This is a genomic window from Okeania sp. SIO2C2, assembly GCF_010692625.1.
Classification (GTDB): Bacteria; Cyanobacteriota; Cyanobacteriia; order Cyanobacteriales; family Microcoleaceae; genus Okeania; species Okeania hirsuta.
In genome coordinates this window covers 142,580-158,539 of sequence record NZ_JAAHGM010000011.1, presented here as the reverse complement: position 1 = coordinate 158,539, position 15,960 = coordinate 142,580, and the positions used below count along the sequence as shown (strand labels likewise).

Here is a 15,960-nt window from a genome sequence, read left to right as displayed (position 1 = left end):
TTGCCAGAAATATGCTGTAAATGTCCGCGCCCTTTGTTTCGACTGCTATATTTATAAATAGGGTTTGCTTATGGAAGTCTTTTGGTATGAGGTAGGAGTCAGGAGGACTTCCTCAGGAGTCAGGAGGAATGGGGAATTTAGAGGAGGTAGTCGAATATTTTATCCCTTGATTTTTCTGCAATTATTCTGCCTTTTATCCTAACTTTTTGGTCGCTCAAGCTTAAAAAGTGGGTGCATCTCACATTTGCAAAAATACTTTTTTCCTATATATTCCCTATTGGGACTTAAACATTTTTAGGCGTTGCACAGTGACGAATGATTTTATATTTTTGATGAACAGGATTTTGGATTTGATAATTGCTAGAATGACTAATTAATAGTTTTTTTAGTTAAAGTCTAAACTAATTTTTGGTAATATCATTCCATAATGTGCAACCCCCATTTTTAGGTCGAAAAATGGCGCTCGTGTCGGTCTAGATCAGGAAATTACGTCAATGCCCTAAAAATGCCTAGAACCCTTAGTCATTAAGGATTTATGCATTTTTGACATCAAAGCCTTTTCCTATCTATATTTGAGCCTATTTTCTACTTCTATTTTGTGTAAGTCCCACTATTCCCTTTTGCCTGTTGCCAGATGAGCTGTTGCCTGTTGCCTAAAAGCGATAAATTTTTGGCTTTATTCTTGCATTGAGATGCACCCTAAAAAGTTGCACTTTTTTCCGCTGTAAAAAAGCTAAAACTTTTACCTGTCAATGCTTTTATATTTAATCAGCAAGCCCTAAATATTCAAACGGAAATTATATAACTAACAAGTAGATAGAACAGATGATATAGTTAAAGCTCTCCTGTGCGTCAAAAATTGAGCCAAAATCAAACCTTTTATTGATATTTAGGGTTTGCTTATGGAAGTCTTTTTGTATGAGGTAGGAGTCAGGAGTCAGGAAGACAGAGTCAGGAGGAATGGGAGATTTAGAGGAGGTAGTCGGATATTTTATCCCTTGATTTTTCTGCAATTATTCTGCCTTTTATTCTAAATTTTTGGTCGCTCAAGCTTAAAAAGTTGTACTTCTTTCCGCTGTAAAAAAGCTAAAACCTTTACCTCTAAATGCTTTTATATTTAATTAGCAAGCCCTATTTAGAAAGCACAAAACTTGAATTTGCAAGATTTATTTAGCACTATGAATTAGAGAAGATAAAATGATTATAAGTTGAATGAGAAAATAATTTTATACATTCAAATAATTCACTAAATTTTTCTGAATAATTTAACTATTTCCTATTTTCTCAATATCTACAAGAACTCACAGCTTAAATTAAGATTGGTATATACATCTTAAAAAGAAGAAAAGAGTATAGGTATAAAATCTAGAAATATTTAATTGCTAAGAGCAAACAATTTAAAAAAACATGAAAGCAACCACCTCTAATTCCTTTAGAAACCAACAGTTTCCCTTTAATTTTGCCCCCCACCCTACACAAGATAGTGATTTTCTCCAACAACTAGAATTTATTCCTGGGTTAAAAGAAATATTGACAATTAGACAAGTTCATGCTCTAGAACACGCTACAGTTTGGGTACTCAGTGAATTAATAAACTCAGGAAATTCAACATCCTTTGACGAATCAATTGGAGGAATGTCTACACCACAAGGGTTTTACCTTTATGGTTCAATAACTCAATCTCAATTAGAAGAAGCAGTAGAAGTAGCATTACAGCGAATTACTTCTGGAGAATGGAACTTGGCAGTACATCCTAGATGTGGCACAAATTTATCAGTGGCAATGACTCTCACTGTAGGATTAGCTTTAGGTATAAATGCACTTATGCCTAGAAAACCAATTGAGCAACTCTTAGGTTTTGGCATTGCAGCTACAGCAGCGTTCCAAGTAGCACCAGAGCTAGGCAATTTAGCCCAAAAATATTTAACAACTGCTATTCCTTTCAATTTAAGAGTGGTAAATATTTCTGTAACTCAAGATTTATGGGGTCGTCCAGCTCATTTTGTTCAAGTATCCTGGCTCAATTAATTGCAACAAAACTTAAAAAAATCTCAGACTTAAAAGATATAGTATGAGAGGACGATTTTACCATTCTTAAATTTTAAGGGAAAAAAAATTCATGGTTCAACGTGGTTCTAAAGTTCGGATTTTACGCAAAGAATCCTACTGGTATAACGAAATTGGTACAGTTGCTTCCGTTGACAAAAGTGGCATTAAGTACCCTGTTATTGTTCGCTTTGACAAAGTAAATTATGCAGGTTTTAGTGGTAGTGCTGCTGGCGTTAACACTAATAACTTTGGTACCTCAGAAGTAGTAGAGGTAGAAGCTCCTAAAGGTAAAAAGAATTAGCCTCAAACTATTCTTTGAACCCAGAGCTATGCAAAACCTCAGTTGAGCAATTCTAGTTAAATCAACAAAAACAGGCCAAAACTGTCTCAGATCGATGCTGAACTAGAAAAAATTTCTACAGTATCTATAATAATTAATACTGTGAGAAATAATTAGCACTGTGCCAGAACTGCCAGAAGTAGAAATAGTAAAACGAGGTCTCAATCAACTGACTCTCAATAAAAAAATAGTGGGTGGGGAAGTGTTGTTAGAACGCACAGTTGCCCACCCAATTTCTGTAGGTGATTTTTTGGGCGATTTGCAGGGAAAAGCGATCGCAGGGTGGCATAGACGAGGTAAATATTTACTTGCCCAACTCTACAAGTGGGACACAAAAATTCTCAAACTTACGCAGCTCAAAGAAAACCAAGATGGTTGGTTAGGAGTACATTTACGAATGACAGGCCAACTATTATGGGTAAAACCAGAAGAAAGTCTACATAAACACACGCGAGTGAGAATATTTTTCGGCGATCGCTCTTCAGGAAATGAAGGTCATCCTACTGATGAATTAAGATTTGTAGACCAACGCACTTTTGGCCAGATGTGGAGAGTACCACCCGCAACAGAAATATCTCACATTATTACTGGTCTGAAAAAATTGGGTCCTGAACCATTTTCTCCTGAATTTTCCCCAGAATATCTTACCAAGAAACTTGACAAAAGACACAGACCAATTAAAACAGCCCTTTTAGACCAGACAACAATTGCTGGGTTGGGTAATATTTATGCTGATGAAGCACTATTTCTCAGTGGTATTAGACCAACAACTCTGTGCAAAGATTTGACGGAAACCCAAATAGAGCAACTGCATCTAGCTATACTCAAAGTATTACAAAACTCTATAGATGCAGGTGGTACAACATTCAGCAACTTCCTAAATGTTAAGGGAGTTAATGGCAATTATGGTGGTGTGGCTTGGGTTTATAATCGTGCTGGTCAACCATGTAGAATTTGTGATACTTCTTTAGAGAAAATTAAACTAGCGGGTCGGTCTACTCATTTTTGTCCTCAATGCCAACTTGATTCGGCAATTCCCCTCCCGTTATAATCGAGCCATTTAACGGGAGGGGAATTGCCGAGAGAAAATTAAACAGGTGTCCATTGCTGTTCAAATCTAGCGCTTAAAGAGTAGTAGAAAAATTATGATAATTACTCATTGCTACAAAATTAAGCCCACTCCTGAACAGTCAGTCAAAATTGATTATTGGCTAGAACTGTTACGAAGGCATTACAATTATGCTCTAGGCCAAAGACTAGATTGGTTAAATAGAACTAGATGTCAAGTTGACCGTTGTTCATTAATTTCATGTCCTATTGGTGAAATTTCTAGTAGACCAGATTATTATTTTCAACAATCAGCACTTAAACAGACAAAACAGTTGTTTCCTGACTACAAAGAAATATATTCAGAGGTTCAACAAATTAACTTACAAAGACTAGATAAAGCTTGGAAACGTTGGCTAATACCCGATCAATCTGGTAGCGGTGTTCATGTAAGTAGGGGCGAATGGCCATTCGCCCCTACATCCTCACAATACATCACAAAATTGTAGTAATTGTGGTCAAAAAGTATCTAAAACTTTATCAGTTAGAACTCACTCTTGTCCTAAATGTAAAACAGTTTTAGATAGAGATGAAAATGCAGCAATTAACATATTAAATAAAGCATTAAACGAGGTGGGTATAATCTTGTGTGCTTGTGGAGGCTTAGGCATTAGTCAGCCTGGGAAACAAGAAACTTCTTTGTTTGAGAAGCTCCCGTTATAATCGGTCGATTTAACAGGAGAGAACTTCACCAAGGGCAGTAGAAGTTCAGAGTTGTCTGCTCCTATTTAATCTCCCTGCTATAAGACCAGATTTTGGCAACCACCTATCAATATTTTTCGGTAACTGTTAGGTTCAACGTCGGGTTATTCACTCCCATTCCGTATTAGAATTTCAACAGAAAATACAAGGGATAGAAATCATATATGGCAAACATTAAAAAAGGTAGTGTAGTTCGTGTTGTGCGAGAAAAACTTGAAAATAGCTTAGAGGCCAAAGCTAGTGACACAAGGTTTCCTCCCTATATATTTGATAGTAAGGGAGAAGTTGTTGATACAAAAGGAGATTACGCTTTTGTCAAATTCGGCAAAGTACCAACTCCGAATATCTGGTTACGACTAGATCAGTTAGAAGAATTCAAGTAGAAATAATTCCAACAAGTCTATTAGTAAAAAGGTTTTGATGGTCTTTAATTTGAGTGGAATTTGAATACCTATACTTTTTCCACCAGCATATAGACTCTATTGTAGAAAATGGGAATTACCAATTTTGGTCTTTCCTTCTGCCCAGTTTTTTTGAGTAAAATTTCCTAGAAGCTTTAAATACATAAAAGACAGAGGTCTTCTAAAAATTTGAATAGGAGACCTCTGCTGATTATTTTGCCAAAATTATAACGCACCAAATTAAGCAAAGAACTCTATAAATTATGCTTCTGTTATTGGTATTTGCTATGTTCAATAGCGGTTTTCACATAGATAGACTACAGTAGCTAAAGCATTATCCTACTCCCTACTCCCAACCCAAAAGAATTTTATAGTCTACTTAAATGAAAAGTGTTGTAGTTATTTTAGCAGGAAAGTGAGGCAGTACCCTGACCAAAATATTGTTAAAATCAAAATCAACTTTTACCTTGTAGTGTCTATCTTCAAGAGCAATATAGTTTAGAAAATATTTTTTTATAAGTTCCTTGTTTGTTAGGAAGTAAGGTAGTCAGAAAAGTATTAGAGGTAAACTTGACAAATGCAGAACATTCTGCATTGATTAATTGTGAACAGAAAATGTGTCAAAGTATAGAGATGACAAAAAAATGCTCAATATTTAGCTTTTTTTGTCTAAAAGCATTTCTGATTGTTCATAAAAAATAAGCTATTAGAGTATTTTCTGATAGCTCAATATTAACTTAAAATTGCTCAATCATTTAATTGGTCGTGGGTGGGTTTAAGAAACTAGAATAGGAGTCTACCTAATGGCGTTTATTGATGGTTTCATAAAAATAAGGGAATCTGGAGATGTCAACAGAAAATCAGAATTTAGAAGCAGAAAAAAAGATTAATTTAGAGTCCGCTCAAGAAAGTTTTGGAGAAGAAAGTGTTGAGGATGTAAATAAAACTCGTTTGCTACTTACTTTATGGGATTTAGGGGGAGAAGGAGAAACAGCAATAGGAGTAAAAAAAAGTGAATTAACTACTAGAGTTAAAAGGAAAAAATACGGTAAAAAAATAGGTAAATATCAAGGAGTATATGAGGAGTTAGAAAAATCAGGAGCAATTAGAATTGAGGTAAAAAATAGAGCAGTATTAGTTTTTATTACAGATATAGGTAAGGAAATGTTGGGAAAGGGTTTACAAAATCCTGATTTTAATTTTGAAGGAACTGTAGTAGCGGCGAGGTTAGCAAATACGCTTTTGAGGTGGATACGAGAAATAGGTAATCATAGAAATTTGAAAATGGAGATAGAAACAACGGCAATTTCTGAAGGGAAGGTACATGAAGACGAATGATATTGAAGAAGGTAGCTATGCCGTTTGCACCGTTTAGACAGTGGGGTATTAAACCCGCAAAAGAAAAGATAAATTTATAGAATTAATGTTATGGCAATGGGATAGAAAAGTTTGACAAAACTGTATTTATGACCGAATAGGGAAAAATTATAGATATCTTTTATGAAGCAGATTTGGTATGAATTGGTAAGTATAAAAAATTGAGTTAAATTATTTATGATCATCAGTAAAATTATCACTATTACTACTATTGACTACTAGGTTTTAGGTTGTAGGTATTGGGTATTAGGTGGCACTTAACGAAGTCAGAATTCATAATTAGGGTTTGCTGAAAAAGTCTTTTAGTAGGGGTAGGAGACAGGAGACAGGAGACAGGAGACAGGAGAAATGGGAATTGTAGAGGAGGTAGTCGGAAAAATTGTCCCAAGATTGTTCTGCCATAATCGCCCCAAAATACTAGCTTTCTGAGCTTGAGCGACCGAAAAGCTTGCACTTTTTAAAGGCAAAAAAAGGCTGAAACCAATATCAGTCAATACTTTGATATTTAATCAGCAAGCCCTAATTAAAAAGTCATAAGTCAGAAGTAATTTTTGTAACATGGATTTGAGCTTCGCTCCAAAAATATTTCGCCTTAAAAGGTGGGGTTGTGCAACCCAATCCTGTTTGATAATTATGAAATTTATTAACTTGTCTGTCTTTAAATCTACAGGCAACTTTGATGAAAATATTATTCTATGCAACTTAGAAATGAATTTGGAACTAGAGATGAAATTTACAGATTATTCGTAAGCATTCAGCTATTAGCCATCAGCTATCAGCAATAAGATCCTGTGCTGAAGAAAGGGGTTTACATGAATATAGACTTTGGAACTGACTTTTGTAGTAAGATTTTTCGTTTCTCAATTAAGAAAGCTTTTATCACTAACTAAAAGCACTCTTCTGATAGCTGATAGCTGACGGCTGTTTGCGCAGCATTCCGCAGGAAATGCTTACGATTATTCAGAGAAAAAGGAATAGAAAATTTACATCAACAATTAATGTCAAAAATTTGTGAATTTCCAGATGGTTTAACTTTGGAAAGATTACATAATCAAACTATTTAGAAAAACTCTGCTACTTGGGATTATTATGTTAATTCTATACACCAAGGGAGAAGTGACTTAGACTTAGAAGTTTTCAGAAATAAAAAAAATACTAAAGCAAAAAATATTCAACCTGGTGATGTAATAGTAAAGTCAAAGCAACTACATTTTCTTGATGTTTTTAAGAATATGAAATAATCAAAAAGAAGTTTTGTTTTTTGCATCATATAGATTTGATTAGAGATATAAGTTATATCATGTCCGTTTATATCGTTAGTGTAAACCCAAGGGTGAATATCTACAGGAAATAATGGTTTTTTTCTTGCGAGGGTAGCCTTCCTCCCTCTTCCCTCTTCCTTCTTCCCTCTTCCTTCTTCTTTACCTTTGTTATACAAGACTGATGCTACCGGACATGATATTATCTCTAAAATTGACTACTAATTTTTAAGTCAAATTCAATTGATAGTCAAAAATCTATAAACATATTATTTTCTAATACATCGATTACTAATAACTCTTGGAAATTTTGAATAAACTTAACAAGAATATTTACCAATCTAGTTGCTAAAGCTACGGATGGTCATTTCAGTTATCAGTTGTAAAATTATGATTTATGAACTACTATCAGAAAATGTAGACTGCCTCCTTAATATGTTTAGCTCAGACAAATTATTTTTGGTGAGTGGAAAACACGATCAAACTGTTAAAATTTTGCAATTATAGCTTTGATATCTTGAATGAGATATAAGATTTGCAGTTTTAACGAACAGAAAAGAAAATCAAGTCTACCTCACCTATATAAGTATAGGTATAACTCTAAATATCCTGTTATAAACTACTCAAATTTATTAAATTATAAATTGATATGACTAACACATCTATTACTAACAAGTCTTGGCAATTTTGGATAGACCGTGGAGGTACATTTACTGACATAGTTGCTAAAGCTCCGGACGGTCAAATTATTATTCATAAACTATTATCAGAAAATCCTGATCTTTACCAAGATGCTCCAGTACAAGGAATTCGTGAAATATTAGGAATTCCTCAACATAAACCAATTCCTTCTGAAGAAATAGAAGTGATTAAAATGGGTACTACTGTGGCTACAAATGCTTTATTAGAAAGGAAGGGTGATCGTACAGTTTTAGTTATTACGAAGGGTTTTAAAGATGCTCTAAGAGTTGGTTATCAAAATCGACCAAATATTTTTGCTAGAGAAATTATTTTGCCGGAAATGTTGTATGAGAAAGTTATTGAAGTTGAGGGACGTTATACAGCTAAAGGTGAAGAAATTATTCCACTTCAAACAACAGAGTTAACTATTCAACTTCAAGAAGTTTATGCGGCAGGAATTAGAAGTTGTGCCATTGTATTAATGCACGGTTATCGCTACCCGAAGCACGAGCAAAAAATTAAAGAAATTGCTCAAGAAATAGGATTTACTCAAATATCTGTATCTCACGAAGTTAGCCCTTTAATGAAATTAGTTAGTCGGGGAGATACTACTGTAGTTGATGCTTATTTATCACCAATTTTACTAAGATATGTCAATCAAGTTAGTAATTCTTTATTAGAAAAAAAGGGAATAGGGAATAGGGAAGAGGGAACAGGGAACGGAGAACAGGAAGCAGAAAAGGAAAAGAATTTTGCCCAAAATATTTTCAGCAATATTTCAGAAAGACAGTCAGTTAAATTAATGTTTATGCAGTCAAATGGCGGTTTAACAGATGCTCAAAAATTTCAAGGTAAAGATAGTATTTTATCTGGACCTGCTGGTGGAATTGTTGGAGCAGTTCAAACAAGTAAAATGGCTGGTTTTCATCAGATAATTAGTTTCGATATGGGCGGTACTTCTACTGATGTTGCTCATTACGCTGGAGCAGAAAATAAAACAATAGAATACGAACGAGAATTTGAAACAGAAATTGCAGGGGTAAGGCTACAAACTCCGATGATGTCAATACATACTGTGGCTGCTGGTGGAGGTTCAATTTTATTTTTTGATGGTTCTCGTTATCGTGTCGGACCTGAATCTGCTGGAGCAAATCCCGGACCTGCTGCTTATGGAAAAGGCGGACCTTTAACAGTCACAGATTGTAATGTCATGGTCGGAAAAATACAGCCGGAATTTTTTCCGAAAGTCTTTGGGAAAGATGGAAATTTACCTTTAAATTTGGAAATTGTGCGAGAAAAGTTTACTCAGTTAGCAGCAGAAATAGGTAATAGTAAAAAACCAGAAGAAGTAGCTAGTGGATATTTAGCTATAGCCGTGGAAAAAATGGCAAATGCGATTAAAAAAATCTCTTTGGAAAAAGGTTACGATGTTTCAGAATATACTCTTTGTTGTTTTGGCGGAGCTGGGGGGCAACACGCTTGTTTAATTGCTGATGCTTTGGGGATGAAACAAATATTTATTCATCCTTATGCCGGAGTTTTATCAGCTTATGGCATGGGATTAGCAGATATTCGAGTTATGAAAGAAAAGGCAGTTGAAAAAATACTAACTCCAGAATTATTGCCAGAAATCAAACAAGTTTTAGCCACACTAGAAACTGAAGCTAAACAAGAAATAAACTCCAATCAAAATCAAATATCCTTATCGAAAATTCACATCAAATATCAAGGCAGCGACTCAACATTAATCGTAGACTTTGCCGAAAATATCTCCATAATGAAATCCGAATTTGAAACAGCTCATCAACAAAGATATGGATTTATCATGGCAGAAAAATCCCTAATAATTGAAGCAGTTTCCCTAGAACTTATTCAACAAATGGAAACCCCAGAAGAAATAGAAAAATCTCCCACTCAAAAAACTGCCATAACTCCAATTACAACAACAAAAATCTACACCGCCGGAAAATGGCAAAATACACCTATTTATCTACGAGAAAACTTACAACCAGGAACAAAAATTAATAGTCCCGCTTTAATCATAGAAAAAACCGGAACAAATATTATTGAACCAGGATGGCAAGCAGAATTAACCCTCAAAAATCATCTCGTATTAACCAAGAGCAAAACCACAGAAAAATCTCTAGAACAAACCACAAAATCTCAAACAAAAATTCCAACATCAGCAGACCCAGTAATGCTAGAAATATTTAATAACCTATTTCGAGCGATCGCCGAACAAATGGGAATTACATTACAAAAAACTGGCTCCTCAGTAAACATCAAAGAAAGACTAGACTTTTCCTGCGCTATCTTCGACAAAGACGGTCAATTAGTTGCCAATGCACCTCACATTCCTATACATTTAGGCTCCATGAGTGAAAGTGTTAATGCCGTAATTTCTGACAAAAAAGATATCCTCAAACCAGGAGACGTTTATGTTTTAAATAATCCCTATAACGGCGGTACTCATTTACCAGACATAACAGTTATTACCCCCGTATTTCCGCCTCCCCAAAAAACCAAAGATACTTCACTTTCCCAGATAAAATATTCTCCTGTCATTGCAAAACAGGAAGAGAATAAATCTATTACTCAAAAGTTGAAGTCTGTACAATTTCCTGGCAATGAAAAATTAATTTGGGAGAATCAGACAAATATTTTTCCGGAAACTAATTCAACGGAAGAAACTTTATCCAATACAAATATTGGTTTAGGCGATAAATCTATCACTCAAAAGTTGAAGTCTGTACAGCTTTCTGGCAATGAAAAATTAATGTGGGAAAATCAGATAAATACTTTTCCTAAAACTAATTCCACTGAAGAAACTTTATCCAATACAAAAATTACTTTAGACCATAAATCTATCACTCAAAATTTGAAGTCTGTACAGCTTTCTGGCAATGAAAACATTATCTCTAAAAATCAAACAACTACTTCCCTAACTTCCCCTGAAAAGACAGAAAAAAGAGAAACTCCCATCTTTTATGTAGCCTCCCGCGGTCATCATGCAGATATTGGAGGAATTACCCCCGGTTCCATGCCACCCCATAGTAAAACAGTAGAAGAAGAAGGAATATTAATAGATAACTTCCAACTCGTCAAAAACGGAAAATTCCAAGAAACAGAAATATTAAACATTCTCACCTCCGGCAAATATCCTGCCAGAAATACCAGTCAAAATATCGCCGACCTCCAAGCACAAATAGCAGCAAATGAAAAAGGTACACAAGAACTTCAAAAAATGACAGAAAAGTATGGCTTAGAAACCGTACAAACCTACATGAAATTTGTCCAAAATAACGCCGAAACATCAGTACGGCAAACAATCAAAAAACTCTCTTCATCACTCAACAAACAAAATTCCACATCTACCTTCGATGACGGCAATAAAATTCAAATTTCTGTCAGTCTCGACCAAAAAAATCTCAGTGCCAAAATAGACTTTACAGGAACATCTCCCCAACTTCCCACAAACTTCAATGCACCAACCGCAGTATGTAAAGCAGCAGTATTATATGTCTTTCGTACCCTAGTTGATGATGATATTCCCCTCAATGCAGGTTGTCTCAAACCATTAGAAATTATTATCCCCGAAGGTAGTATGTTAGACCCCAAATATCCAGCAGCTATTGTTGCGGGAAATGTCGAAACTTCTCAAACTATCGCCGATACTTTATACAATGCTCTAGGAATAATGGCATCCTCTCAAGGAACCATGAATAATTTCACCTTTGGCAATAGTAAATATCAATATTATGAAACTATTTGTGGAGGCTCCGGTGCAGGTATTAACTTTCATGGCACCGACGCAGTACATACTCACATGACCAACTCCCGGTTAACCGACCCCGAAGTTTTGGAATGGCGGTTTCCAGTATTGTTAGAAAATTTTGCCATTCGTTCCGGGAGTGGAGGGGAAGGTTTATATAAAGGTGGCAATGGAGTAATTAGGAAGATACGTTTCTTGGAGCAGATGACCGCCGGGATATTATCAGGTCATCGGGTTGTTTCTCCCCCTGGTTTGAATGGTGGGGGTAATGGTTTAGTAGGAAGAAATTATGTAGAACGCAGTGATGGGAAAATTGAAGAATTGGGGAGTACCGCCACTGTGGAGATGAATGTGGGTGATGTATTTGTGATTGAAACTCCTGGTGGTGGGGGAGTGGGAAAGTTGTAGGGTACGTTTCATGTCGCACAGCGTTAGCGGAGCTTTGCGTCAGCAAAACGCACCTTACTATTACATTTACCGAATAATTAAGGTTTAAAACCTCTCCTTTAAAAGAGAAAAAATAAAAAATTTTCACGCTCCGCGTCAATCTTCTTCTTTTCAAGGAGAGGTAATTGTTAATTATTAATTAGGGTTTGCTGAGAAAGTCTTTTGGTAAGGGTAGGAGCCAGAATTCAGAATTCAGAATTCAGGAGAAATGGGAATTATAGAGGAGGTAGTCGGAAAGATTGTCAGCTATTAGCAGTCAGCTATCAGCAATTAGTAATGAATAACGGGACTTTAGTGAAAAAACAGTAAAAAAAAGGGTATAATGTATACCTGATATGTATTTTACGTTAATTACTGGCCGTGGGTAAGTTTGATCAAAGAAATAACTTCAGTGGCCATGCCCTCTTGTTTCCATCGATGGTGCGTTCGCGGTAGCGTTGCGTTACGCAAATCGCTTTAACGATGTATTAAAGACACTCATCTCAAAAAACTGGGTTTAGAGACTATATAGGAGGATGATTAGGAGAAAGTCAAAGAAAAAACTTGTCTCAAATGTCGAATAACACCGTAGGTCACAGGTACCAAAAATTACGGCATTTTTTAGTTAGAGCAAATTGGTCCGTAGATGCTGGTATGGGAGCGTCGTCTTCAAGTGATGTGGGAATGTCGTCAAACAAAACCTTCTGGTTCATTTGCTTTAATTATAGACGATTCAGGCCACAGAAAAAGCGCACCGCCTGCGCTGAGGTTTCCGAGGGCGTAAAGACGGAGCAAGAAGTGGTAATTTAACTGCAGGAGTAGGGCGCCAATATATAGGAGAAATAGGAAAAACAGATAATGGTGTAGTTGTGGTTACTACTCATCTTGATGATGGAGTAAAAAGTCTACCTTTAGATATAGCTTGATATCAAAAAGCAGATTCTTTACCTTGAGGAAAAAAAGACCCAGAATTTGTCAAGAAACCGGACTTAGCAATGTCTCTAGTAGATCAATGTTTGTAAGCGAGGACATCGGCCTGAAATTGTGTTAATTGATGGGGGATATGGTAACAATACATCATTCTTGAATCAACTAGAAAAAAGAAATTTAACTTATATAGGAGGATTAGCTAAAAGAGGTATTTGAATACGACCATCCTGACCAACTTCCAAAGGTGGAATTAAAGCTATTGTAAAAAAAAGCATCCTGACTCGTAAATCCTCCAGCGCCATCAGAACCATTGTAAAATTCTTCAGGTCCAAGGGTCAAATCCTCAAAGTTAACTACTCTAGAAATATTTGCAGCTTTTGTAGGAGCAACAAAAACTCCTAATACTATTGCTACAGAAACAATTAAAACAGACTTGAAATCTTTGATATTCATCGTTAGCTCGCATTTAAATAGTTTTTACCCAAGTAAACTTTATTACTACCTATTTTTATTTGTGCCTAAGGTCGCAAAGTTTAATAGGTAATACATACATATCCTCTAAATAGCAAGCGTTTTTGTTTAGTTTGTTTCTTCTAATAAATAATGTAAAATGGATGAAGAAGTATAATTCTCTTCTTTGTATTTCCAACTTAACTTGTGCACTGGATCAACTCTGCTATCAATTCGCTCTTTAATTTCTGCTGTTAAAGGACGAAGCAACCCATATTTACCTAGATCATCTCCAGTATTGTAATATGGCTTCATTTTTTTATATAGTTCCAAAAGTTCTCGATCTGAATTTATTAAATTAGCAAATATGAAGTGAAAAATAAAATAGGGATAAACTTTAAAAATTTTCCTGACAATCCATGAAGACCAAAATCTAGTTGTTTTATATTTCCTATTAAAAAACAACTGCAAAAACTTAAGTCTTTTTTTCGATATTGTTGTACCACTATGGTAAAACTCATTATCACTATAAAAAGAAGTTAACTTTTGATTAATTTTTACAATGATAGGATTAGACTTTTCTGCAGCTAAAAACCAATTAAAAATCCATCCGTATCCTCTTGTTTTGTAAACAAAGGCCAAAAAGCCAGCTTGAGTATAGTCTCCTAACCATTTGTCTAGCGGGACTCTGCAGAGGCTAGTTGCGTCAGCCCAAACCCCTCCATATTTTGAGAGTAATTCAAGTCTGACTAAGTTAGATTGTTTAGTTTTAGGAAGTTGGCATAATTTTTCTTCCGGTAAAGAAAGAGTTATATAGTCTTTGATATTGTTTTCATCTAAAAAAATAACCTCCCAGTCAGGGTTATACTCTTTCCAAGATTCATAGCACTTTCTCACAACCAATGGTGCTTGTGAAAACCCTTGATACCATAAAAACCAGATTTTTTTTGGTATAGTCACTTCTTGATCTCCAATCAGGCTAGTTTGTTCAAATAATCACCATCACTTGCAAATAAAATTAGTTGATTTTCAGTAAGTTCAATATTTGTGCTTGACTAGACTATAAAAACATTAGCCTCTCAATAATACAAATAAAATAGTAAAATAGCAAGGGTCTATCGTGATCATTTTTGTACAATAACAAGTTTAGATGTAAAGGTCGATGCTACAATGGTGTTGAAATGCAACTACAAGAGTGATAACTCAGGAGTTAGAAGGCCAGGAAGGAAATTGATAAAGATTTGGTAATGACGTTCAGATGGAACATTTTTTTTTACCGAACCCGAGCAGATTTAATATCACTCAGGACTTACGCAAAGACACTATATAAAGACACTATATATAGTGTATGCTCAATAGAGCGATTGCTGACGCAAAGCTCCGCTAACGCCTCAAGACAAGTAACATTGTTAAAACCAGGGTAAAAAATACCTAAGTCTCTAAAGATTACTAGTAGGAACGAGTCGCACTCCGTTTTTGTTTAGTTTGTTTCTTCTAATAAATAATGTAAAATGGATGAAGAAGTATAATTCTCTTCTTTGTATTTCCAACTTAACTTGTGCACTGGATCAACTCTGCTATCAATTCGCTCTTTAATTTCTGCTGTTAAAGGACGAAGCAACCCATATTTACCTAGATCATCTCCAGTATTGTAATATGGCTTCATTTTTTTATATAGTTCCAAAAGTTCTCGATCTGAATTTATTAAATTAGCAAATATGAAGTGAAAAATAAAATAGGGATAAACTTTAAAAATTTTCCTGACAATCCATGAAGACCAAAATCTAGTTGTTTTATATTTCCTATTAAAAAACAACTGCAAAAACTTAAGTCTTTTTTTCGATATTGTTGTACCACTATGGTAAAACTCATTATCACTATAAAAAGAAGTTAACTTTTGATTAATTTTTACAATGATAGGATTAGACTTTTCTGCAGCTAAAAACCAATTAAAAATCCATCCGTATCCTCTTGTTTTGTAAACAAAGGCCAAAAAGCCAGCTTGAGTATAGTCTCCTAACCATTTGTCTAGCGGGACTCTGCAGAGGCTAGTTGCGTCAGCCCAAACCCCTCCATATTTTGAGAGTAATTCAAGTCTGACTAAGTTAGATTGTTTAGTTTTAGGAAGTTGGCATAATTTTTCTTCCGGTAAAGAAAGAGTTATATAGTCTTTGATATTGTTTTCATCTAAAAAAATAACCTCCCAGTCAGGGTTATACTCTTTCCAAGATTCATAGCACTTTCTCACAACCAATGGTGCTTGTGAAAACCCTTGATACCATAAAAACCAGATTTTTTTTGGTATAGTCACTTCTTGATCTCCAATCAGGCTAGTTTGTTCAAATAATCACCATCACTTGCAAATAAAATTAGTTGATTTTCAGTAAGTTCAATATTTGTGCTTGACTAGACTATAAAAACATTAGCCTCTCAATAATACAAATAAAATAGTAAAATAGCAAGGGT

At 35.1% G+C, this 15,960-nt stretch carries 14 protein-coding genes and 2 pseudogenes; 12 read left to right on the top strand and 4 right to left on the bottom strand.

What is annotated here, in order from left to right; translation table 11 throughout:
- The first annotated feature begins 70 nt into the window (after positions 1–70).
- From F6K18_RS11515 to F6K18_RS11475, 9 genes and pseudogenes are all read left to right on the top strand, one after another.
- Complete coding sequence (locus F6K18_RS11515) at positions 71–202, top strand: hypothetical protein (protein WP_287520934.1); 132 nt, start codon at positions 71–73, stop codon at positions 200–202.
- Between the two features lie 700 nt (positions 203–902).
- Positions 903–1,034 (top strand): hypothetical protein, encoded by a 132-nt coding sequence (locus F6K18_RS11510; RefSeq protein ID WP_287520933.1) that lies wholly within the window; start codon positions 903–905, stop codon positions 1,032–1,034.
- Positions 1,035–1,407: 373 nt separating this feature from the next.
- The gene (locus F6K18_RS11505) at positions 1,408–2,028 is read left to right on the top strand and encodes a DUF6391 domain-containing protein (RefSeq protein WP_287520931.1); all 621 of its coding nucleotides are present in this window, start codon (positions 1,408–1,410) and stop codon (positions 2,026–2,028) included.
- Between the two features lie 91 nt (positions 2,029–2,119).
- Positions 2,120–2,350 carry a photosystem I reaction center subunit IV gene (locus F6K18_RS11500; protein ID WP_287520930.1) on the top strand — a complete coding sequence of 77 codons (231 nt, stop codon included), beginning with the start codon at positions 2,120–2,122 and terminating at the stop codon, positions 2,348–2,350.
- Positions 2,351–2,510: 160 nt separating this feature from the next.
- Positions 2,511–3,440, top strand: coding sequence for a DNA-formamidopyrimidine glycosylase (locus tag F6K18_RS11495; RefSeq protein WP_287520928.1), 930 nt, complete (start codon positions 2,511–2,513; stop codon positions 3,438–3,440).
- Between the two features lie 94 nt (positions 3,441–3,534).
- The gene (locus F6K18_RS11490; RefSeq protein ID WP_287520926.1) at positions 3,535–3,945 is read left to right on the top strand and encodes a helix-turn-helix domain-containing protein; all 411 of its coding nucleotides are present in this window, start codon (positions 3,535–3,537) and stop codon (positions 3,943–3,945) included.
- Positions 3,946–3,976: 31 nt separating this feature from the next.
- Positions 3,977–4,159 (top strand): annotated as a pseudogene (locus F6K18_RS11485) (zinc ribbon domain-containing protein); the annotation flags it as partial.
- Between the two features lie 203 nt (positions 4,160–4,362).
- Positions 4,363–4,581 (top strand): NAD(P)H-quinone oxidoreductase subunit O, encoded by a 219-nt coding sequence (locus tag F6K18_RS11480; protein WP_287280102.1) that lies wholly within the window; start codon positions 4,363–4,365, stop codon positions 4,579–4,581.
- A gap of 864 nt (positions 4,582–5,445) precedes the next feature.
- Positions 5,446–5,937: a hypothetical protein gene (locus tag F6K18_RS11475; RefSeq protein ID WP_287520925.1), complete on the top strand. Its 492-nt coding sequence runs from the start codon at positions 5,446–5,448 to the stop codon at positions 5,935–5,937.
- 1,210 nt (positions 5,938–7,147) lie between these two features.
- Here F6K18_RS11475 and F6K18_RS11470 read toward each other — a convergent pair.
- Entirely contained in the window at positions 7,148–7,414 is a 267-nt protein-coding gene (locus F6K18_RS11470) for a hypothetical protein (RefSeq protein ID WP_287520923.1), read from the bottom strand.
- Positions 7,415–7,884: 470 nt separating this feature from the next.
- On the opposite strand from F6K18_RS11470, the gene F6K18_RS11465 reads away from it, so the two are divergent.
- From F6K18_RS11465 to F6K18_RS11455, 3 genes and pseudogenes are all read left to right on the top strand, one after another.
- Positions 7,885–12,096, top strand: coding sequence for a hydantoinase B/oxoprolinase family protein (locus tag F6K18_RS11465; RefSeq protein WP_287520921.1), 4,212 nt, complete (start codon positions 7,885–7,887; stop codon positions 12,094–12,096).
- Positions 12,097–12,297: 201 nt separating this feature from the next.
- Complete coding sequence (locus F6K18_RS11460; protein WP_287520919.1) at positions 12,298–12,444, top strand: hypothetical protein; 147 nt, start codon at positions 12,298–12,300, stop codon at positions 12,442–12,444.
- A gap of 64 nt (positions 12,445–12,508) precedes the next feature.
- Positions 12,509–13,248: pseudogene (locus tag F6K18_RS11455) on the top strand (transposase); the annotation flags it as partial.
- Here F6K18_RS11455 and F6K18_RS11450 read toward each other — a convergent pair.
- The 3 genes from F6K18_RS11450 to F6K18_RS11440 all read right to left on the bottom strand — a co-directional run bounded on the left by F6K18_RS11450 (position 13,240) and on the right by F6K18_RS11440 (position 15,805).
- Positions 13,240–13,497: a hypothetical protein gene (locus F6K18_RS11450; RefSeq protein ID WP_287520917.1), complete on the bottom strand. Its 258-nt coding sequence runs from the start codon at positions 13,495–13,497 to the stop codon at positions 13,240–13,242. The pseudogene F6K18_RS11455 and the gene F6K18_RS11450 overlap by 9 nt on opposite strands.
- Positions 13,498–13,623: 126 nt before the next feature.
- Positions 13,624–14,454 carry a glycosyltransferase family 32 protein gene (locus F6K18_RS11445; RefSeq protein WP_287520915.1) on the bottom strand — a complete coding sequence of 277 codons (831 nt, stop codon included), beginning with the start codon at positions 14,452–14,454 and terminating at the stop codon, positions 13,624–13,626.
- A gap of 520 nt (positions 14,455–14,974) precedes the next feature.
- Complete coding sequence (locus F6K18_RS11440; protein WP_287520915.1) at positions 14,975–15,805, bottom strand: glycosyltransferase family 32 protein; 831 nt, start codon at positions 15,803–15,805, stop codon at positions 14,975–14,977.
- Positions 15,806–15,960 lie beyond the last annotated feature (155 nt).